Here is a 21395-nt window from a genome sequence, read left to right as displayed (position 1 = left end):
GATCCAGTGGAGCGCCTCGCGGCGCATTCTTTTTCTCTCGCCTCTGCGCCTGCGGCGCAACCGGCTCGGGCGGCCTCCGGCGGGGATATTGTGGGGCAGATGAAAGCGCTAGAGCGGAGTTTATTCATCTGTCTCTAAATATCCTCTGGGGGTTTGGGGGGCGAAGCGCCCCCAAGACGGGCCGCAAAGCGCTGGGCGCGGATCGGGGCATTGCGCGGCGCAGCTGGTGAGGTTCCCCGCTTGATCCAAAGGGCGGAAAGGCGTATCTGAAGGGCCATGCAAGGGTTCATCTATTTCAACATCACCGATCATGCGCGCCTTCCGGCACGCTTTTTCGGCATGACCCGCACCGTTCTGGCCCGACTTTAAGTCTCGGTCTGTCGCCCCTGCGCGGGCGCTTTTGTTGCGCATTCCCAATCCAAGCCCATAGGCCGCAAGGCCGCAGCCAAGGACCAGAGCCATGTCCGCTCCCCGCACGCTTTACGACAAGATCTGGGACGACCACGTCGTCCATCAGGCCGATGACGGCACCTGCCTGCTCTATATCGACCGTCACCTCGTGCATGAGGTGACCAGCCCGCAAGCCTTTGAAGGCCTGCGCATGACGGGTCGCCAAGTGCGCGCGCCGGAAAAGACCATTGCGGTGCCGGATCATAACGTGCCGACCACGCTCGATCGCGAAAACGCCGCGACGATGACCGAGGACAGCCGCATCCAAGTGGCCGCCTTGGACAAGAACGCCAAGGATTTCGGGATCAACTACTACCCGGTCTCGGACGTTCGCCAAGGCATCGTGCATATTGTTGGCCCCGAGCAGGGCTGGACCCTTCCCGGCATGACCGTCGTCTGTGGCGACAGCCACACCGCAACGCATGGCGCTTTCGGCAGCCTTGCCCATGGCATCGGCACCTCGGAAGTTGAGCATGTTCTGGCCACTCAGACGCTGATCCAGCGCAAGGCCAAGAATATGAAAGTGGAGATCACCGGTTCCTTGCGCCCCGGTGTCACCGCTAAGGACATCACCCTTTCCGTCATCGGCGCCACCGGCACCGCGGGCGGCACCGGCTATGTTATCGAATATTGTGGCCAAGCCATCCGTGAGCTTTCGATGGAAGGCCGGATGACGGTTTGCAATATGGCCATCGAAGGCGGCGCCCGCGCTGGCCTGATCGCGCCGGATGAGAAGACCTTTGCCTATTGCATGGGCCGCCCGCATGCGCCGAAAGGGGCCAAATGGGAGGCCGCTGTTGCCTATTGGCAGACGCTCTTCTCGGATGAGGGCGCGCATTGGGATAAAGTCGTCACGCTGAAAGGCGAGGATATCGCTCCGGTCGTGACTTGGGGCACCAGCCCCGAAGACGTGCTGCCGATCACCGGCGTTGTGCCTTCGCCCAGCGATTTCACTGGCGGCAAAGTCGAAGCGGCGCAACGCTCGCTGGACTATATGGGCCTGACGCCGGGTCAAAAGCTCACCGATATCAAGATCGACACCGTCTTCATCGGCTCGTGCACCAATGGCCGGATCGAAGACCTCCGCGCTGCGGCGGCGATCTTGAAGGGCAAGAAGATCAAGGACGGTATGCGGGCCATGGTCGTGCCGGGCTCGGGCCTTGTGCGCGCGCAAGCCGAGGAAGAGGGCCTCGCCCAGATCTTCATCGATGCGGGCTTTGAATGGCGTCTGGCCGGCTGCTCGATGTGCCTGGCGATGAACCCCGACCAGTTGCAACCGGGTGAGCGCTGTGCCGCGACCTCGAACCGCAACTTTGAGGGCCGTCAGGGCCGCGGCGGTCGCACCCATCTCGTCAGCCCCGGCATGGCGGCCGCTGCTGCGATCACCGGGCACCTCACGGATGTGCGTGAGTTGATGGTGGAGAACGCCTGAGCCTGCAAAGGGCAGGGGGGCAACCCCCGCCCTTTGTCTCCAGATCGAAACGTGATGCAAAGCAGGAGTGCGGCTATGAAGACCTCGACCATCCTGATGCTGCTGGGGGGCTTTTTCGCCCTTGGTGGGATTTTGGCCTTGGCCAACCCTTTCGCGGCCTCACTGGCGGTGGCCTCGCTCACCGGCGTGGTTTTCTTGATCGGCGGCGTCTTGCAGCTGTGGTTCGCCTTCCGCGATGCCGCCCAGCCGCATCGGCTGTGGAACGGCATCGTCGGGCTGATGGGCGTGTTGGCGGGGGTCTTCCTGCTGGCCAACCCTTTGGGAGGGCTTGTCTCTCTGACGATCCTTCTGGCGATCCTGTTCTTGGTGACCGGCATTGCCCGGATCATCGGCGCCTTTGCCCTGAAGGGCAGCCCGCTCTTCTGGCTGCTGCTTTTGTCAGGCGCGGCCTCGGCGGTTTTGGGCGTTTTGATCCTGATCTGGCTTCCCGAAGCGGCCAGCTCCTTGCTGGGCCTTCTGTTGGGCATTGAACTTATTGCCGAGGGTGCCGCGCTGATCGCGCTTGGCCTCAAGGCTCGAAACACTCCCTGAGGAGGGAAACTGATGCAAAAATTCACCACCCTGACCGGGATCGCGGCCCCGATGCCGCTGGTCAATATCGACACCGATATGATCATCCCCAAGCAGTTCCTGAAGACGATCCAGCGTTCGGGCCTTGGCAAGAACCTCTTTGACGAGATGCGCTACACGCTGGAAGGCGAAGAGATCCCCGAATTCGTGCTGAACCAGCCCGCCTATCGTTCGGCCGAGATCATCGTCGCTGGCGATAACTTCGGCTGCGGCTCGTCGCGCGAACACGCGCCTTGGGCGCTGTTGGATTTCGGTATCCGCTGCGTCGTCTCGACCAGCTTTGCCGATATCTTCTTCAACAACTGCTTCAAGAACGGCATCTTGCCGATCGTGCTGCCGCAAGAGCAGATCGATGTGTTGATGGCCGATGCCCGCAAAGGCGCCAATGCGCGGATGACGGTGGATCTGGAAGCGCAAACCATCACCACCTCGGATGGCGAAAGCTTTGGCTTCGAGATCGACCCGCACCGCAAGCATTGCCTGCTGAACGGTCTCGACGACATCGGCCTGACGTTGGAGAAAGCCAGCTCGATCTCCAGCTTCGAAGCCAAGAACGCCGCTCTGCGTCCTTGGGCATAAGCCCAAGGGGGGTCACTCCGGCACCTTGGTGCAGAGTGCGGAAGCGCCGGGGCTGAAGGCACAGGCTTTGGCTGCAATCAATTCTCAAACGCCCGGTCCAATTGGACTGGGCGTTTGTCATTTGTCGGCCGCACTTTACGGCCGGGCCGTCGATATATGCCCGAGTCGCGCCAAATGACGCTCCGTCCTGGATGGATCAGAGCGGGGTTTCGCGTCAGATCAGCCGAGATGGCAGAGCTGCAACACTTTGGAGCGACTCGGGGCGATTCCGCGCCATTCAGGGGCAAATGAGGGGGGATTTGTGTCAGCGACCAGATGAGGTATGCCACTCAACTCATTAGATTAAATGCGGAATTCTTGCGATGCGCTGCACGCCATTCTTTGGCCCGAATCCTATCGCAATAGGAGAGTCGCATTGGATCAATCCTGCAACACTACCGTAGGGAAAGCATCTCGTTTTGCCGTTCGACCAGCCCAACGGTTGCGACCCGGTGAGAAAGAAGGCACAAATTGGGCAAGATTGAGGCAATCCGCCATAACGTGCGGGAGCTCGTTGGAACAAGGGCGCGGCATCGTATCGCATCCGTCCATTTCGAAGGTGCAAAGGCAGTGGTGACCCGGTTGGCCGGTGCGGCAACGCGCGCGTTTTTGGTGATGGTTCTTGTGGCGGTCCCCTCGGCGATCCTGCCGGGGATCGGTACGGATACCAAGCAAATGGTCGCTTTGGTGGCTCTGTTTGCTGCTGCCCTCACCTTTGCCGAATATAACGCCACCTTCCCCGGTCTCGTCGAATTCCGTGATGCGCCGCCCTTCAATCGCATCCGTTACGCCACGCTTTTCGCCATTGTCTTCACCCTGTCGATGGTGGCTTCGGCAAAGACCAGCGATGCCGCTTTGCCCCGTTTGTTCGAGGCGCTGGCCGTGCTGATCGGCCATGCGTTGGACTTTCCCTATTCGCCGGTGCGCTTGGCCACGCTGATGATGGCCGAAGGCGCCTCGCCCGAGCAGATGCTTGCCGTGCGCACCGCCGCCGGCACCGCCTATATCCTGTCGCTGATCGCGCTGGCTTTCTTCGTGCTGATCTTCAAGCTGCACGGCTGGCCCGGTCGTCATCAGGCGTTCAACGTATGGGTCAATCTGCCGACCTTTGAGCCGACCGCCGGCGGCGATGTGGTCGACCGGCTGGAGCGCGACGCCCGCGCCAACCTTGCCTTGGGCGTGCTTTTGTCCTTCCTCATCCCCGCCGTGGTCAGCTTTGGCTCGATGGGGTTCCGCCCGCTAACGCTTACCTCGCCGCAAACCCTGATCTGGACGATGACAGCATGGGCCTTCCTGCCGGTCAGCCTATTGATGCGCGGCATTGCGATGGGGCGCATCGCCTCGATGATCCGCGAAAAGCGCGCCCACAACGAGGCAATCTCCGGCGCGGTTGCCGCCGCGCATTAAGCGCCGCCGCGCTGAGCCTTGGCCTTGCCAGCGGGGCAGGGGCCGAGAGCTTGCGCATTGCCACTTGGAATGCAGACCTGTCGCGCGAAGGTCCCGGCCTTTTGGCCCGTGACATTGCGCGGGGCGATGATCCCCAAGTGCAGGCGGCTTTGGTGGTGATCGCTGCCGTCGATGCCGATATCTTGCTGCTGACCTCGGTCGATTATGATCACGGGCTTGTGGCCTTGCAGCTGCTGCAAGCCGAGCTGACCAAGGCAGGTCACCCCTATCCGCATCTCTTTGCTTTGCGCCCCAACACCGGCTGGCAAATCGGGCTCGACCTTGACCAAGACGGTCGCCTTGGCGAGCCCGAGGATGCCATCGGCTGGGGGCGCTTTGCCGGTGAGGCAGGCATGGCGCTGCTCTCCCGCCTGCCGATCGAAGCCGCGATGGCCCAAGATTACTCAAGCTTTCTCTGGGCCGATCTGCCGGGGCATCTGATGCCGCCCGACACCCCCGAGGCCACGCGTCAGGCCTTGCGCCTTTCCACCACCGGCCATTGGCAAGTCGCCGTCACCACGCCGCAAGGGCCGCTGACCCTCCTTGCCTTTCACGCGACGCCTCCGGTTTTCGACGGGGCCGAGGATTTCAACGGCCGTCGCAACCATGATGAGACGCGCTTCTGGCAGCTTCTCTTGCAAGGGGCTTTGCCCTTCTCGCCACCCGTCGATCCTTTCGTCATCCTCGGTGATGCCAATCTTGATCCCGAAGACGGCGATGGCCGCACCGCCGCCATTCGCAGCCTGCTGGCCGACCCCGCCTTGCAAGACCCGCGCCCGCGCGGCACCCACAACCGGCCCAATGAGCCGCACCAGTTCGGCGATCCCGCTCTAGACACTGCGCTTTACGATTTCGGAGGGCTCCGGGTCGATTACGTTCTGCCCTCGGCTGACCTAACTGTCACCGCCGCAGGCACCCTCTGGCCGCCACCCGAGGACCCGTTCGCCGCCACCCTGCAAAGAGCCTCGCGTCATGCGCCAGTTTGGGTGGACCTCACGCTGCCCTAACGCACAAATTTCCGCTCAGCGCTTGGGAAAGTGACGCCGCGCCACGACCCGAACTTGACCGCACAGCACGCATTGGCTACGCCAGCCCGGACCCCTTTTTTCCAAGGACTTGGACATGGCAAATCCCTCCCTCTTGATCCTCGCCGGCGACGGCATCGGCCCCGAAGTTATGGCCGAGGTGAAGAAGATCATCACTTGGATGGGCGACAAACGCGGCATCACTTTTGATGTCTCCGAGGATCTGGTGGGCGGCGCCGCCTATGATGCGCATGGCACGCCTTTGACCGATGCCACGATGGCCCGCGCCCAAGAAGTGGATGCTGTGCTTTTGGGCGCCGTGGGCGGCCCGAAATACGACAAGCTGGACTTCTCGGTAAAGCCCGAGCGCGGCCTCCTGCGCCTGCGCAAAGAGATGGACCTCTTCTCCAACCTGCGCCCCGCGCAATGCTTTGACGCTCTGGCCGATTTCTCCTCGCTGAAGAAAGACGTCGTTGCCGGTCTCGACATCATGATCGTGCGCGAGCTGACCTCGGGCGTCTATTTCGGTGAGCCGCGCGGCATCTTCACCGAAGGCGGTGAGCGCGTCGGCATCAACACCCAGCGCTACACCGAGTCTGAGATCGCCCGCGTCGCCCGCTCGGCCTTCGAACTGGCCCGTCGCCGTGGCAATAAGGTCTGCTCGATGGAGAAGGCCAACGTCATGGAATCGGGCATCCTGTGGCGTGATGTCGTCACCGAAGTGCACCAAGCCGAATATCAGGACGTTGAGCTGAGCCATATGTATGCCGACGCTGGCGCCATGCAGCTTTGCCGTTGGCCCAAGCAGTTCGACGTGATCGTCACCGACAACCTGTTCGGCGACCTCTTGTCGGATGCCGCTGCCATGCTGACCGGCTCGCTTGGGATGCTGCCCTCGGCCAGCCTCGGCGCGCCGATGGCCAATGGTCGCCCGAAAGCCATGTATGAGCCGGTGCACGGTTCGGCCCCCGATATCGCGGGCCAAGGCAAAGCCAACCCGATCGCTTGCATCCTGTCGTTCGCAATGGCTTTGCGCTACAGCTTCGATATGGGCGATGAGGCAACCCGCGTCGAGAAAGCCGTTGAAAAAGTGCTCGCCGATGGCGTGCGCACCGGCGATCTTTTGGGCCCGGAAGGCGGCACCCCGGTTGGCACCTCGGCCATGGGCGATGCGATCCTCGCAGCTTTGGACGCAAGCCTCTGATCCGCCACGGATCTGGGGTCCCGGCCCCGGCCTAAGGCCAGCCCATGCGGCTGGCCATTTTGGCGGCGCAATCCCGCGCCGCCCCGTTCTTTTCTGATCATCCGGGGCCGTTATGGCGCTTTCTCCCACCGTGTCAGGCGCGCTGCTTGGCATCCTCGGCTTTGCATTTTACTCGGTCTATGACGTGGGCGCGAAGGTGCTGGGTTGGAGCTACCACCCGTTCCAGATCATCGCGATGACCTCGCTTTTCGTGCTTCCGATGATGATGCTTTACGCCATGCTCGACCGTGAGCCCGGCAGTTTGCGACCCAATCGTCCCGGTCTGATGGCTTTGCGCTGCGTGATGACGGTGATCAATTTCACCGGTGGCGTTTCTACCTTCACGCTTCTGCCGATGTCCGAGGCTTATGTCATCCTCTTCTCGACGCCGCTGATGATCGCGCTGATCGCCGTGCCGGTCTTGGGCGAAAAGCTTGACGGCGTTCGGATCGTCGCCGTGCTGCTTGGTCTTGGGGGCGTGATCTATGCGCTTGATCCCACCACCACCTCGCCGGGTCTGGGCCATGCCTGCGCGCTTGTTGGTTCTTTGGCCGGGGCGGTGAATTTCGTCTTGGTCCGCAAGACCGGCTCGGTTGAGCGGATGTCGGTGATGCTTCTTTGGCCGCAACTCACGCTTCTTGCTGTGATCTCTGCCACCATGCCGCTTTACTATCAGCCGATGCAGCTTGGCGATCTTGGCATCGGGCTTGGCATGGCCTTGGCCTATATCCTTGGCACGATGGCGCTTTTGGCTGCTTATCGTAAGGCGGCAGCGGTCGTGGTCGCCCCGATGCATTACTCGCAAATCGTCTGGGGCGCGCTCGGCGGTGCCTTGCTCTTTAATGAGCCGCAAAGCAGCCGTATCTTCCTTGGTGCGGCGCTGGTGGCGCTTGCGGGGGTGCTGGTGGTAACCCGGCAAAACCGAAGCGCAGCCAAGGCCTAAGGGCAGGCGCGACGGCAAGCGTAAAAGGCGGCAACGCGCTCTGACAGGTGTCGCCATTTCGCCTTCAGCGTTTTGGGCCGCCAGATTTTGCGCAGTTATCTCACGCTCTTTACACGGAATCTTCGCAAGCCCCCCTTGCCAAACCCGCGCGCCCCGTTTAATCCCCGGCTCACGGTCGGAGCGTAGCGCAGCCTGGTAGCGCACCTGCTTCGGGAGCAGGGGGTCGGAGGTTCGAATCCTCTCGCTCCGACCATATTCCCGATGAAAAGAAAGCGCCCTTGGGCGCTTTTTTCATTTCCGACAAGCCAGTCCTCTGCGCCTTTCCCATCGCAGGTCTTGTCGTCAATTCAGCGTCATGGTTGAGGCGAGAGGGGAGGGGGGGCTTTCTCATGCACTGGCAACTGCGTGCGGGATAAGTTGTATTTCATTTAGAAATTCTAAATAAGTATCGTAGCTGAACTTCATGACGCGGAGGTGTCGCCTTGCAATGCTGAATGGGCGTCCTGCAGGCGACTGATGTAAAAACATCACGGCCCAAAGCCCGTGCTGCATGTCGATTAACTCCGCGATTTGATCGCAGCCAAGCCGCCACTGGACAGCCGCGACAAGAAGCGGCCAAGTCCTGCCTTGGGTTTAGAGTCGTAAAGCTTGCATACATCTCTGGGTAGTGTGCTCCTCAGGGTTGCAATCGATGCGGCGCCAACTGGCGTTGCGCAATGTGCTAAGTCGCGGGTTGCGCGGGCTTCAGCGGCAATGGCATGAAGTGCAATCCAGGATTGTATCGCTTTCGTTCCCAGCCTATCGCGTTATCACGCAGACTGACCTGCGATCGGTCCCAGCTTGTAGCGCCCTCAATGGGCATCAAACGCCCCTAAAGGCCCGCGCCACAAGCCGCCCGCACAAGGGCGCTGCATTCCATCGCAGCGGTCTCTCTGGCCTTTTGTAAAGGCCTATGATTGATAGCGCGCAAATCTGGTTTACGATTCTTTCCCACCCGCTCACCCCTCGTAAATCATTGTTCTAAATCGCAATCCGTTGACCCTATGGCCAGCGGTCTAAGGGCGTTTGTCGTGACTAAACCGATCTCGAGCCGTCTTGTCAGCCTTCGTAACTCTGTGAAAGTGCCGCTGGTCGCGCTTGCAACCTTGGTCGGAGCCGCCCAGCCAGCCCTGACGGATCAGCTGAGCTTCGCGACCACTGGGGTTGGGAAATATAGAAACGAGATCGCGTGGTTTTCTTGGAAATCGTCAGGGGTGTCGATCACCAACGGCTACACGTTCCGTGGGAATTTTGACGTTGCCGGTGATCGCGTCACAGCCGAATGCGGCATTAGCAATCTTACCAAAGGTGCGGACCGAGATCCGTCGCTCCCAACCAGCGCTACACCGCGAATTTCCAGCTATCGTCCGGGCGCGTGGACGGCTGACTCTCTGCCCTTCTTGTATGGTCAGGGTTCGGCAAACAGCAACAACAGCCTGAACCACGGCATCGTGACGGTGTTGGATCGCCAGCGCGTCTCTTTCGATGTGAAATGCGCGGCAAAGCGCGCGGATGGCAGCAACTTCCCCTTGGCTGGCTTGGTGCTCGCTGATGCGGAAACGTTTAGCTACGCTGAGGAAAAGATCGGCGTTCGTATTGGCGCGAACAAAAGCTTTTACCTGATCGAATCTTATAAGAACGACGTCTGTAATACCCAAACGGGTTGGAAATCCGCCAACGCGCAATCCTATGAGTTTTCCTACATCAGCGGCACGCGCGACTGTAAGCCTTCAGGCAACGCGGTCTCAGAGATAGGCAAGCACGGCAACCCCGTCTTTGTCGGCTTCACCGATGCGACATCGGTCGGCTTTGACCTGTGGGGCTATGGCTATCAAGCCATTGCCATCGGCGTCTTGATGCCTTCGTCTGATTTCAGCGATGCGCCCAGCGTGTACGGGTCTTCGGGCTTTGTTTTTGACCGTCAGGTCGTTGGTGAGCGGTTGCCGCAAAGCTCCTCCGCTAGGGCGCTGCCCAAAGACACCCGCCAAGACGGTGCAACGGCAAGCGGCGTTTATGCTGGGCTCAGCGCGCCTCGTTTGGCGCTGGGTCGCAACGCCACCTACGAGTCGCGCCCGCTGGTGATCGACCAAGATGCCGATGATGCCTTCTCCAGTGCCCTGCCGGCTCTGGGTGCAGCGGATAGCCTTTACAGCGTCAATGGCACCTGCACCGGGCCGGTGAACGGCAACGCTGTTGTGCATGCTTGGCTCGACGTCAACGCCGACGGCCAGTTTGACCCCGCATCCGAATATCGCACCGCCGTTTGTGTGGTGACCCAGGCCGATGCAAGCCTTGGTCAAGTTGTTGAAACCGTGCCGGGGCAGGGCGGGTCGACCACGGTGACCCGCCGCTACGGCCGCGGCACCTTCACGCTAACCGACGCTTGGACGGCTCCGCTCATCAGCACCGAGAAGGCCGCGCAAGTCGCTGCGGATCTTGGCGGCAACACCTTCCTTCGCCTGATGATCGCTCCGGAAGGCGTCACGGTCGCACCAACTGGCACCAATTGGAACGTCATGGGCGAGGTTGAGGATTGGGCTGTTCCCTATCAGCAAAACGACGCCGACATGGTTCCGGTTGTGGGGCCCTTGACGCTTGACGGCACCGCGTCGCCTCAGATCACGCCCGAGGGGATTGTTTATAACGGCACGGTCACTTGCACCAACAAAGGTCCGGGTGCCGCGCTTGACCCGACTTGCTCGGTGACGGCTGCGATCGGCACGATCGAAGGGCTGACCTGTACGCCGGATCTCGCCGCTCAGCCCGGCTATTCGCTGGCCAAGGATGCGGCGATCACTTGCGGCTTCACCTATCGGCTGACCGCTGCCGAGGCGCAGCAAGCCAATAAGACGCAAGAAACGCTGACCGGTGTCACCAGCTCTGTAACCGAGACCGCTCCCACCAAAGCCAATAACGCGGCAAAGCGCGCCATCCCGGTCGCTTTGCCGCAGATCAACGTCAAGAAAGTGCTGCTGCCCTTCATCGTGCCGGCGGCAGAGCTGGGCGAAGGTCAGACCGAAGATCTGCTGCTTTTCCGCGACAGCGCCAGCGATCAATTCATGCTCAGCATCACCGGCGCGGGCGTCAATGCTTCGGTGGTGACGCCGGGCGCCGAAAGCCCCTTGGGCGACAGCGTTCTGTCGCGCAACGTGCCTGCCGCCGTCCCCTATACCATCGCTGAACAATTTGGCGGCGGTGCGAACCCCAACAACTACCTCAGCGATATCTCTTGCTTGGTCTATGAAGGCGAAACGCTGGTCGGCCAAACGCCCGCCGCGGGCGATGTGCCCACCCCGCCCGAATCGCGCCGCGCATGGGTTGTGACGCCGCTTTACGGCCAAAGGTTGGACTGCACGGTCACCAACACCTATGCGCCCAGCGCTGATCTGGTGACCAAAAAGGTCATCGAAGGCCGCGACCCGGCTGCTCTTTTGCAAGACCATGATGTCGTCACCTATAAGATCACCGTCGAGAACAAAGGTCCGGCGACCGCGCGTCTGATCACGCTGAACGACAGCCTTCCGGCTGCGCTTGTCCCCGCTGGCGGCAATGGTGCTGTGACCTATGGCACCTATGATGCGGCGGCGGATGGCCTGTGGTCGATCCCCGAACTTGCGCCCGGCGCGACGGCGACCCTGACCCTGCGTGGCGCGGTGCCGGCAAACCTTGGCGGTGAAACCATCGTCAACGTGACCACCGCTGCGCGCTCTGCGCTTTACGAAGACCCCAACACCGAAGGCGATATTCTGACGGTGGAAAGCACGGTCGAAGAGAAGGCTGGCGTCAGCCTTGTCAAAACCGCACGGGTTGTCGATTACAACAATGATGGCCAAATCGGCCTTGGCGACCGCGTCGCCTATAGTTTTGAGGTGAGCAACACCGGCAACAGCAAGCTGGTGAATCTGCAGATCTTCGACGCTCCCTTGGGCGGTGATACGCCGGTTTGGACCCTTGCCGAGCTGGCCGTCGGCCAGAACGTCACCGTCGATCTTGATCCCGAAGAATTCGGCTATCCGCTGACGGTGGAAGATTTCGACGCGACCTCGGTCCGCAACCAAGCGCGGGTTGAAGCCTTCTCGCGCAGCTACGATCCGCAAGATCCGGGCCCAGTTGTGACAGATCTTTCTGGCACCGCGATGGACAATGACACCCCCACTGTCACGCCATTGCCGCCGCGTCCCTCTTTGCGCTTGGTCAAATCCGCAACCTTGCTCGATCTGGCCGAGCCTTTGGAGCTGCCCGCAGCCGGGGATGTGCTGGAATATCGCTTCACTCTGACCAACACCGGCAATCAGACGCTGACGAACCTTGCGATCAGCGATGCCAAACTGGGCAGCGCTCCGATCCAAGTTCTGGCCGATCCTGAACGGCCTGAGCAGGGCGGTGGTCTGACGCTGGCACCCGGCGAAAGCGTGACCTTGCCGCGCAATGAAAGCGAAAGCGCCTTGGTGCGCTATCTGCTGACGCAGGCCGATTTCAACGGGGGCACGGTCAGCAATACCGCCACCGCAACGGGCCAGTCTCCCAGCGGCATTGTGGTCACCGACATCTCCGGTCTGACCAATAACGACAACCTGCCCACCATCTCAGAGCTGCCGCAGATCGCGAAATATGAGCTGGTGAAAACCGGCACCCTGCCGCGCGTGGTGGCAAACCCCGCGCATGAGACCAAAGCCGGCGATCCGGTCGTCTTCACCCTGAAGGTCACCAATATCGGCAACCTCACCCTGACCGGTCTGCGGGTGGAAGACCCGATGTTTGTGCCGCAACTCGTCGGCGTCATCGCGACTTTGCAACCGGGCGAAAGCGTTAATGTGACGGCCGAAACCGTCCTGACGCAGGCGCAGATCGATGCAGGTCAGATCCTCAACACCGCCCGCGTCAGCGGCACCCGCCCCGGCGGCAGTGCTGTACCCCCGGCCGAAGGCAGCACCACCGTCTCGGTGCCCCAACGGCCCAAACTGACGCTGGAGAAAACCGCAGTTTCGCCGCTGACGGTGCAAGAGCTGGGCGAGGTGGTGACCTTTGATCTCAAAGTCACCAACAGTGGCAACACCAGCTTTGTGGGTGCGATCACCATCGACGATCCGACCGCCACTTCGGTCAGCTGCCCGGCGCTGCCGCTGGGCCGTTTGGCCCCCGGTGCCTCGGTCAACTGCCTTGCCACTCAAGCGGCGACGCAGGCCGATCTCAACGCCGAGGCGATGGTGAACATCGCCACCGCTAAAGGCACGACCGCCCCCATCGGCGGCGCCCCGACCGGCACCACCGTCACGTCTGAGCCGGGCGAAGCCAGCGTGCCGGTGATCCGGCGCCCCGCCTTGGCGCTGGAAAAGGCCGCCGTTTGGACCGAGACCTCTTACTTCGCGCCGGGCACCGAAGTGCCCTATACCTTCACGGTTACCAACACCGGCAACGTCACGCTGAACGGTGTGATGTCGATCCGCGACAATTTGATCCCGACCGTCAGCTGCCCGGCCTTGCCGGCCGAGGGCCTTGCCCCGGGTGCAACTCTTGTCTGTGAGGGACTTTATCTGTTGAACGTTGGCGACGTGGCCGTCGGCAGCGTCACCAACAACGCCACCGCCCATTTCGAGAACCCCGAAACGGGCGAGACGGCGACCTCCATCCCGTCTTCCTATGTGGTGCCGCCGAATGCAAAACCAGCGCTCAGCCTTATCAAAGAGCTGATCGAGGGCGATGGTTTTGACGAAGTCGGCGATCGCTTGGTCTGGAAATTCACCGTCACCAACACCGGCAACGTCAGCTTTGCTTCGGATGTCATCATCCATGACCCGCTCTTGGGTGGCGATCTGGTCTGCCATGACAGCCGCAACGGCACGGTTTCGCTTGACCCGTTCTCCTTGGTGCCGCTGAAAGGCCGCGCCGTCTGTGAGGCGGTCTATGAGGTCACCCAAGCAGATCTTGACGCCGGCAAAGTGCTTAACACGGCCTATGCCAGCTCGATCTTCGCCCCGCGCGGCAGCGATCCGATCTTCGTGGAATCGCCCTCGGCCCAAGATGAGGCCGAAGCGGTCCAGCGCGGCGCGATCAGCCTGACCAAAGAGGTCTTTGTCGAAGAGGGCGAAGACACGTCCGTCGCCAAAGGCGTGGGCGAGCGGCTCAGCTGGAAGATCGTTGCCACCAATTCCGGCAATGTGACCTTGCGCAATCTGCGTGTCACCGATCCGCAGCTTGCTGATTTGACCTGTGAGCCTGCCAACACGACCGAGCTTGCGCCGAAGGCCAGCCTTGTCTGCATCGGCTCGGAAGTGATTTTGCAATCGCATGTCGACCAAAGCTTGGTGTCGAACACCGCCAACACCAGCGCGACCACGCCAAGCGGCAGCGCAGTGCATGGCACCGCGACCGAGACTTACAAACCGGAAGCACCCGCCCCGGCGCTGACCTTGGTGAAAACCTCGCGCTATATCGACAGCAATTCCAACGGCTTTGCCGATGTGGGCGACCAGATCCTCTTTGGCTTCACGGTCGAGAACACCGGCAACGTGACGCTGGGCCAGGTCACGGTCAGCGACGTCAAGCTCTCGCCCAGTATCGTGGCGCAGAACCTGACGTTGGCACCGGGCCAAAGCCAAAGCTTCAGCCGTCTGATGCCTTTGACCCAAGCCCATATCGATGCGCAGATCCCTGCAGACAGCGAAGGGCTGCAAGTCTTTGACAACTCGGCCACCGCCACGGCCGTTGATCCCAACAACACGCCGGTCCGCGACACCTCGGGCAACAGCCCCGATGATGACGATCCCACCCGCGCCACCTTTGACCCCAAGCCCGCAACAGCTTGGTGAAAGAGGCCGTCGCGGTGCGCGATCGCAACGGCAATGGCGTCACCGACAAGGGCGATGAGATCGAATATCGCCTGACGGTGAAGAACCTTGGCGGCGTGACGCTGAACAGCATCACGGTGGACGATCCGCTGCTCGGCGGTCGCCTTGTCACCATCCCAACACTTGCACCGGGTGCAACCCAAGTGCTGCGCGCCAGCAGCTACCCGCAGCTTGTCTATGTCGTAACGCAGGCCAATGCGGATGCAGGCTTTGTGACCAATGAGGCCACTGCCGCCGCCACGCCCGCCAACGGCCAAGACCCAGTTACGGCCAAAGATGCGGTCACCGAAACCATCTCGGGCCGCGCTGGCATTGCGCTGGTCAAAGAGGCCGCACTCAGCGGCGAGAACGGGCTGACCTATACGTTCACCGTCACCAACACCGGCACGCAGACGCTGACCTCGGTCGCGATCCTTGATGCGATGCTCAGCGATACGGCGATCATCGTCCCGCTGGCCGAACCGGCCGAGGGAGAGCTTGCCGGGCTGGCTCCGGGCCAAACCGCCACGATCAGCCGCGACTATCCGCTCAGCCAAGCCAATATCGATGCAGGTAGCGTGCGCAACCAAGCCTCGGTGAGCGGCCAAACCCCCGGTGGCACGCCTGTGACCGATACCTCGGGCACGACCACGGGCAATGACACACCCACGGTGACCCAAATCCCGCAGTTGCCGAAACTGACCTTGGTCAAATCGGCCAGCCGCGACCCGCAGATGGAGGGCGAGGCAGCCGCATTGGGCGAGGTGATCAGCTACAGCTTCACCCTGACCAACGCTGGCAATGTCACGCTCAACCAGCTTGAGATCACCGACCCGCTTTTGGCGGGAGGACCGATCGTGCTTGAAGGTGTCAGCCTTTTGCCGGGCGAAAGCATCGATATCCCGGCGGATCGGCCAGAGCTTGCGTCGCGCCTTGGCTATACGGTCACTCAAGCCGACATCAACGCCGGACGCGTCGTCAACTCGGCGACAGGGCAGGGCAAGACGCCGCAAGGCGCTGTGACCACCGATGTCTCGGGCAGCACCGATCAGACCAACGACCCGACCACGACCGCGCTGCCGCGCGCGCCAAGTCTGTCGTTGCTCAAAGCCTTCGCCACCGATCCCGCGCCGTCCTTGGACGATATCAAGGCCGGGTTCGAAGTGAGCTATACCTTCACCGTCACCAACACCGGCAACGTTCCGGTCGACAGCTTGCAGATCAACGACCCCAAACTGGCCGTCGCGCCGCTCTTTGAGGTCCGCCAGCTGAACCCCGGCGAAAGCACGACCTCGGCGCCCGCCGTCTATAAGGTCACGCAAGCCGATATCGACTCGGGCGTTTTGGCCAATACCGCGACCGTCTCGGGCCGCGATGTGACCACCAGCACCCCGCTCACGAGCGAAGCTTCGACCGTCACCGCGCCCATCGCGCCGAAACTGGCGATCTCGCTGGTGAAAGAGGCCAAGGCCCCCTTGTCCTTCTCGGGTCCGGGCGCGGCGCTCAGCTTCCAGCTCACCGTCACCAACACGGGCAACGTGACCTATCGCAACGGCTTTACGCTGGCCGATGTGCTTGTCACCTCGGACAACCAGCCGCGCCCAGATGATGCGCCGCAGCCGCAAATGCTGTGCCGCAACGACACTGGCACCGCGCGCAATCTTGCGCCGGGTGAAAGCATGATCTGCGATGTGAGCTACACCACGACGCAAGATGACGTGAACGCAGGCGGCGTCTTCAACACCGCGACCGCTTCGGTCACGCTGACGCCGGCGGGCTCTGACACGCCGCTGACCGCGCAAAGCAATGCGGCGGCGTCGGTGCCGGCAGTGCAACGCCCCGGCTTGGCGCTGACCAAATTCTCGAACTGGGATCTTGGCTATAGCCCGCGCGATGAGGACGACCTCACCCCCGAGCGTGCGCCGACCGTCTTCACGGCTGGAACCGAAGTGCTTTACCGCTTCTGGGTGGAAAACACCGGCAACACCACGCTGGAAGGCCCGGTCACGATCTATGACCGCAAGCTCAGCACTGCCCCAGATGGCGCCGTCACTTCGGCCTTCCAATGCCATGCGCTCAATTCCGGCGCTTCGCTCCCGACCGAGCGGCATGGGGACATCCCGGCAGAACTGATCGAGCGCAGCTTCTCCTCCTCGGAAAGCATCGCGCTGGCTCCGGGCCGGGCCGTGGTCTGCGAAATCCCCTATCTTCTGACCCCAGAGGATACGACGGGCGAAGAAAGTGGCGCGCGGTTGACCAACACCGCGACCGCCGCGATTGGCTCGGTCGTGACCACGCCTTCCTCGACCACGGTGCCGGGTGATCTGCCGGCCGAGCTTTCGCTCGTCAAAACGCTGGTGGAAGGCGATGGCTATGCGGAAGTCGGCGATACGCTGGTGTGGGAATACCGCATCACCAACAGCGGCTGGCGCGATCTGAGCAACTCGGTCACGATTTATGATGCGCTGATCGAAGCCGATCCGCTCAATCAAATCACGGCAGGTGCGCTGACCTGCGAGGTCGAGGCCCCGGTCTTGTCCCCGCAAGCTTCGGTGGATCTGGATGCCGAGCCCGGCGTGGATGCAACCGTTGCGACGATGGTTTGCCTTTACACCAGCACCGTGACCCAAGCCGATATCGATCGCGGCTATGTCGAGACCCCGGCCTATGCGCAGGGCAGCTACGCCACCACCACGGTGGATAGCCCCTATGCAACCGCTCGGGCCGAGGCTGTGCAGACCCCCGCCTTCACCTTGGCAAAATCTGTCGAGCTGAAGACCGATGCTGGGCTGGTTGCAGCCCAAGACATCGGGGTGGGCAATGAGCTGCTCTATACGATCACGCTCACCAACACCGGCAATGTCTCGCTGAACAATGCAACGATCAGCGATCCGATGCTCTCGGCTCTGCTGTGTGAGGTGGTGCCTGCGCCGCAAAGCCAAGTCTCGAGCACCGCCGCCACGCTTGCGCCGCAAGCGGCGCTGATCTGCACCGGCAGCTATCTTGTCACCCAAGCCGATCTCAACCGCGGTGAGCTGACGAACACCGCCTCGGGGCAGGCCGTGACGCCGCAAGGCACGCCGGTTGGGCCCAAGACCGCGCAAGTCAGCACGGATCTTGAGCCGCAGGATGCGGGCTTGCGGCTGATCAAATCGGTGAAAGCCGGTCTTTCGACCGAACGCCCGACCGAAGTCGGCGATCGCATCACCTATCAGTTCGATCTGCGGTTCAGCGGCAACGTCACCTTGACGAATGTCTCGCTCAGCGATCCGCTGATCAGCGCTGATCCGATCGTCAGCAACCTCACGCTGACGCCGCGCTACGGCGCGGATGGCAAAGTGGTCCCGCAGACCATCAGCATCGAGCGGGATTATGTGGTGACGCAAGACGACATCAACACGCTGTCGCTTTTGCCCAACCAAGCCTTCGTGACGGCGAACACGCCCTCGGGCCCCTTGCCGGAACTGCCCTCGCAACCCTCGCCCGAAACCTTCGGCCCCACGACCGAGCCTTTGAACCGCGAACCCTCAGTCGAGATCGAGAAGACCTTGCAAAAGGTTGAGCGGAACGGGGCAAGCCTTGCGGGCAGCGCTTCTGGCTATGCGCTGAAAGCGGGGGATGTGGCGCATTACACCATCGTCGTGCGCAACACCGGCAATGTCACGCTTACCGCGCTGACGGTCAGCGATGCTTTGATCGGTTGGAGCAACCAGATCGACACGCTCGCGCCGGGGGCCTCGCAGGTCTTCCAGCCGGTCAAAGGCCAAAGCGATGCCGATAATGTCGTGCAAGCGCCGCTGACCTTGACGCTGACGCAAAGCCAGATCGACGCAGGCCGTGTGCTCAACACCGCCCTCGTCACCGGCAATGCGGCCAGCGGCCAACGGGTCAATGACGCCGATGATGAAGAGCTGAAGATCACACTCACGCCCGGTCTGACGCTGCTCAAAACCGCGCTTGTTGTGGATGTGAACGCCAACCAGTTCATGGATGCGGGCGACCACATCGAATATAGCTTCGTGGTCGAGAACACCGGCAATGTGACGCTGAGCGATCTGCGCCTCACTGACCCGATGCTTGGGGCCTCGAACATCGGCCATATCGCCACTCTGGCGCCCGGCGCACAGCAATCGATCGGCCCGGTCTCCTTTGCACCGACCGCCGATATGCTGGCCGAGGGCCGGGTTGAGAACACCGCCACTGTGAAGGGCCGCGTGCCCGGTGGCGGCGAGATCAGCACCACCTCCAGCGCCGACGGCACCCCCGGCACGCCCACGGTCAGCGATCTCAATCGCCGCCCCGTGGCCGAGGATGATCTTTTGGAAGATCTGACCACCGGCACGCCCGTCAGCATCTATGTCGCCCGCAATGACAGCGATCCCGACAAAGATGATCTGCGCAAGCTTGACCCCGCTTCGGTCAAACTCTTGGACGACAACGGCCAAGAAACCGACCGGCTCGTGGTTCCGGGCGAGGGGGTCTGGACGGTCGAAGTCAATGACGCGACCGGCGAGACCTATATCGAATTCACCCCCGAAGACGGCTTCACCGCTGATCCTAAAGTGGTGGAATATGTCATCAAAGACGGCCCGGCAGACGCGCCCGAAGACCAAAAAGCGGTCTCCGAGCCCGGCACGATCACGCTGAAATTCACCCCGGTTCCGCCGGTGGCGCAGGACGACAGCGTTACGGGCCAGAAAACCGGTGAGAAAGTTTCGGTGCCGGTGCTGAACCCGCCGGGCGATCCGGCGCTGAAGGACTATGACCCGGATGGCTCGCTGGATCCCGAAAGCGTCAAGATCATCGGCGCGCCGGGCAATGGCAAAGAGCTGGTGATCCCGGGCCAAGGCACTTGGCGTGTCGAGATCGAAGGGGATGAGACTTACATCTCCTTTGACCCTCTGCGCGACAGTTCGGACCGTCTGCTCTTCACCGGCAGCCCCGAGCCGATCCGCTACACCGTGGAAGATAACGACGGAAACGTCTCGAACGCGGCCAAGGTGACGATCGGTTATACTCCGGTCCCGCCGGTGGCGCAGGATGACCTTGGCCTTAAAGCCGAGGTGACCCGCCCCATCACGGTCGATGTCTTGGGCGGCACCAAAGTCGAAGGCAGCGCAGATCCCGTCGGCAAAGACGGGGATGCGGATGGCTGGCTGGATCCGACCTCGGTTCAGATCGTTGGCGGCGACAACTTTGGCCGCGTGAAGGTTGTCGCAGGCGAGGGCCGTTGGACGGTGGATCCCGAAACTGGGGCCATCACCTTCACACCCAACCCTGGCTATTACGGCAGCCCAACCCCGATCCAATACACCGTCAAAGACAATGACGGGAATATCTCGAACGAGGCTACGGTCTCGCTCGACTATTCCGCGCCGCCATCGATCTTGTTGAAGACCGAGATCACAAGGATCGACGATCGCGACGGTGACGGGCTGACGGGCGAGGGCGATGAGATTCACTACCGCTTCACCGTGACCAATGATGGTCCGGTGCCGGTTGAGAATGTCACGCTGCCGCTGCTCACCTCGCCCGTGAATGGTGCGATGCTGCCGGGTATGGTCTGCGCGCCGCTGACGCTGATGCCGGGCGAAAGCGCGGTGATCAGCTGCACCGGCACCAGCCACATCGTCACCAAAGCCGATGTCGAGGCGGGTGAGGTGCAGTTGAACGCGCAAGCTTCGGCCGAGGCGATCTTCGGACCGGAAACGGCGCAGTCCAACGAAAGCACCACCGTCACCTCGCTCAGTGCAGCCGAAGGCATCTTCGTTGAGAAGACCGCTGGGCTTGGCACCGTGCGTTCGGGCCAGCTGGTGCCTTATAGCATCCGTGTGCAGAACGCCTCGAACCAGCTGACGGTGCGCGTTGATGTGCGTGACCGCCTGCCGGATGGGCTGATCTACCGCAAAGGCACCGGCCGCGTCGGCAGCCTGATGCAAGAGCCTGAACGCAAGGGCCAAACCCTGTGGTTCCGCGATATCGAGCTTGCCCCCGGCGCCTCGACCATCATCGAACTGCAAGTCTTGGTCTCGGGCGCGGTCCAACCCGGTCCGCAAGTCAACCGCGCGCAAAGCTTCAACCCGGTCACCGGGCGGCCGAACTCGCGTGAGGCAACCGCGACGATCATGGTCGATGCCGATCCGGTCTTCGACTGCGGCACCGTCATCGGCACCGTCTTTGACGACTACAACCTTGACGGCTACCAAAACCCCGGCGAGCCGGGGATTGCGGGCGCCCGACTGGTGACGGTGCGCGGCACGATCATCACGACAGACCGCCACGGGCGCTACCATGTGCCTTGTGCCGATCTGCCGCGCGATATCGGCACCAACTATGTGCTGAAGCTGGATGATCGCAGCCTGCCGACCGGCTACCGCATCACCACCGAGAACCCCGGTGATGTGCGTCTGACCGCCGGCAAGATGGTCGAGCTGAACTTCGGTGCCTCGATGGCCCGCCTTGTGCGGCTGGACATCGATGCCCGTGCCTTCGCGCTCGAAGACGGCGAAGAGACCCTGAATGACGCTTTGCGCGACAGCCTCAAGGATGTGGCCCGCCAGATCCGCAACACGCCTTCGGTGATGCGGATCGTCTACCTCCAAACCGGCGAGCGTGAGCGTGTGGTGAAATCCCGTCTCAAGCTGATTGAGCGTGAGCTGAAGCAGATCTGGAGAGGCAGCGGCCGTTACGGCCTCTTGCTTGAAACCATGATCCAAAAGCCCGACGAGAAGAAGAACTAAGC

9 protein-coding genes and 1 tRNA gene are annotated in these 21395 nt (G+C 61.9%); all 10 read left to right on the top strand.

Features of this window, described 5'->3' with window-relative positions:
• The first annotated feature begins 460 nt into the window (after positions 1 to 460).
• The 10 genes from leuC to Q9295_RS10670 all read left to right on the top strand — a co-directional run bounded on the left by leuC (position 461) and on the right by Q9295_RS10670 (position 21393).
• Positions 461 to 1882, top strand: a complete 1422-nt coding sequence (gene leuC, locus Q9295_RS10715; protein ID WP_306680561.1) for a 3-isopropylmalate dehydratase large subunit — start codon at positions 461 to 463, stop codon at positions 1880 to 1882.
• A gap of 75 nt (positions 1883 to 1957) precedes the next feature.
• Positions 1958 to 2473, top strand: coding sequence for an HdeD family acid-resistance protein (locus tag Q9295_RS10710; RefSeq protein ID WP_306680560.1), 516 nt, complete (start codon positions 1958 to 1960; stop codon positions 2471 to 2473).
• A 12-nt stretch (positions 2474 to 2485) separates the two neighbouring features.
• Positions 2486 to 3091 (top strand): 3-isopropylmalate dehydratase small subunit, encoded by a 606-nt coding sequence (gene leuD, locus Q9295_RS10705; RefSeq protein ID WP_306680559.1) that lies wholly within the window; start codon positions 2486 to 2488, stop codon positions 3089 to 3091.
• Between the two features lie 609 nt (positions 3092 to 3700).
• Complete coding sequence (locus tag Q9295_RS10700; RefSeq protein ID WP_306680558.1) at positions 3701 to 4537, top strand: hypothetical protein; 837 nt, start codon at positions 3701 to 3703, stop codon at positions 4535 to 4537.
• A 50-nt stretch (positions 4538 to 4587) separates the two neighbouring features.
• On the top strand, positions 4588 to 5583 hold the full coding sequence (locus tag Q9295_RS10695; RefSeq protein WP_306680557.1) for an endonuclease/exonuclease/phosphatase family protein: 996 nt from the start codon (positions 4588 to 4590) through the stop codon (positions 5581 to 5583).
• 115 nt (positions 5584 to 5698) lie between these two features.
• Positions 5699 to 6805, top strand: coding sequence for a 3-isopropylmalate dehydrogenase (leuB, locus tag Q9295_RS10690; protein WP_306680556.1), 1107 nt, complete (start codon positions 5699 to 5701; stop codon positions 6803 to 6805).
• Positions 6806 to 6917: 112 nt separating this feature from the next.
• On the top strand, positions 6918 to 7787 hold the full coding sequence (locus Q9295_RS10685; RefSeq protein ID WP_306680555.1) for a DMT family transporter: 870 nt from the start codon (positions 6918 to 6920) through the stop codon (positions 7785 to 7787).
• Positions 7788 to 7963: 176 nt separating this feature from the next.
• Positions 7964 to 8040, top strand: a tRNA-Pro gene (locus Q9295_RS10680).
• Positions 8041 to 8857: 817 nt separating this feature from the next.
• On the top strand, positions 8858 to 14635 hold the full coding sequence (locus tag Q9295_RS10675; RefSeq protein ID WP_306680554.1) for a DUF11 domain-containing protein: 5778 nt from the start codon (positions 8858 to 8860) through the stop codon (positions 14633 to 14635).
• On the top strand, positions 14632 to 21393 hold the full coding sequence (locus Q9295_RS10670; protein ID WP_306680553.1) for a CLIPPER-2 domain-containing protein: 6762 nt from the start codon (positions 14632 to 14634) through the stop codon (positions 21391 to 21393). The genes Q9295_RS10675 and Q9295_RS10670 overlap by 4 nt, the downstream gene beginning before the upstream one ends.
• Positions 21394 to 21395: the final 2 nt, after the last annotated feature.

The sequence above is a fragment of the Pseudogemmobacter lacusdianii genome, assembly GCF_030848395.1.
GTDB classification, from domain to species: Bacteria; Pseudomonadota; Alphaproteobacteria; order Rhodobacterales; family Rhodobacteraceae; genus Pseudogemmobacter; species Pseudogemmobacter lacusdianii.
The sequence above is the reverse complement of the archived record's forward strand: the minus strand, read 5'-3'. Positions and strand labels throughout refer to the sequence as shown.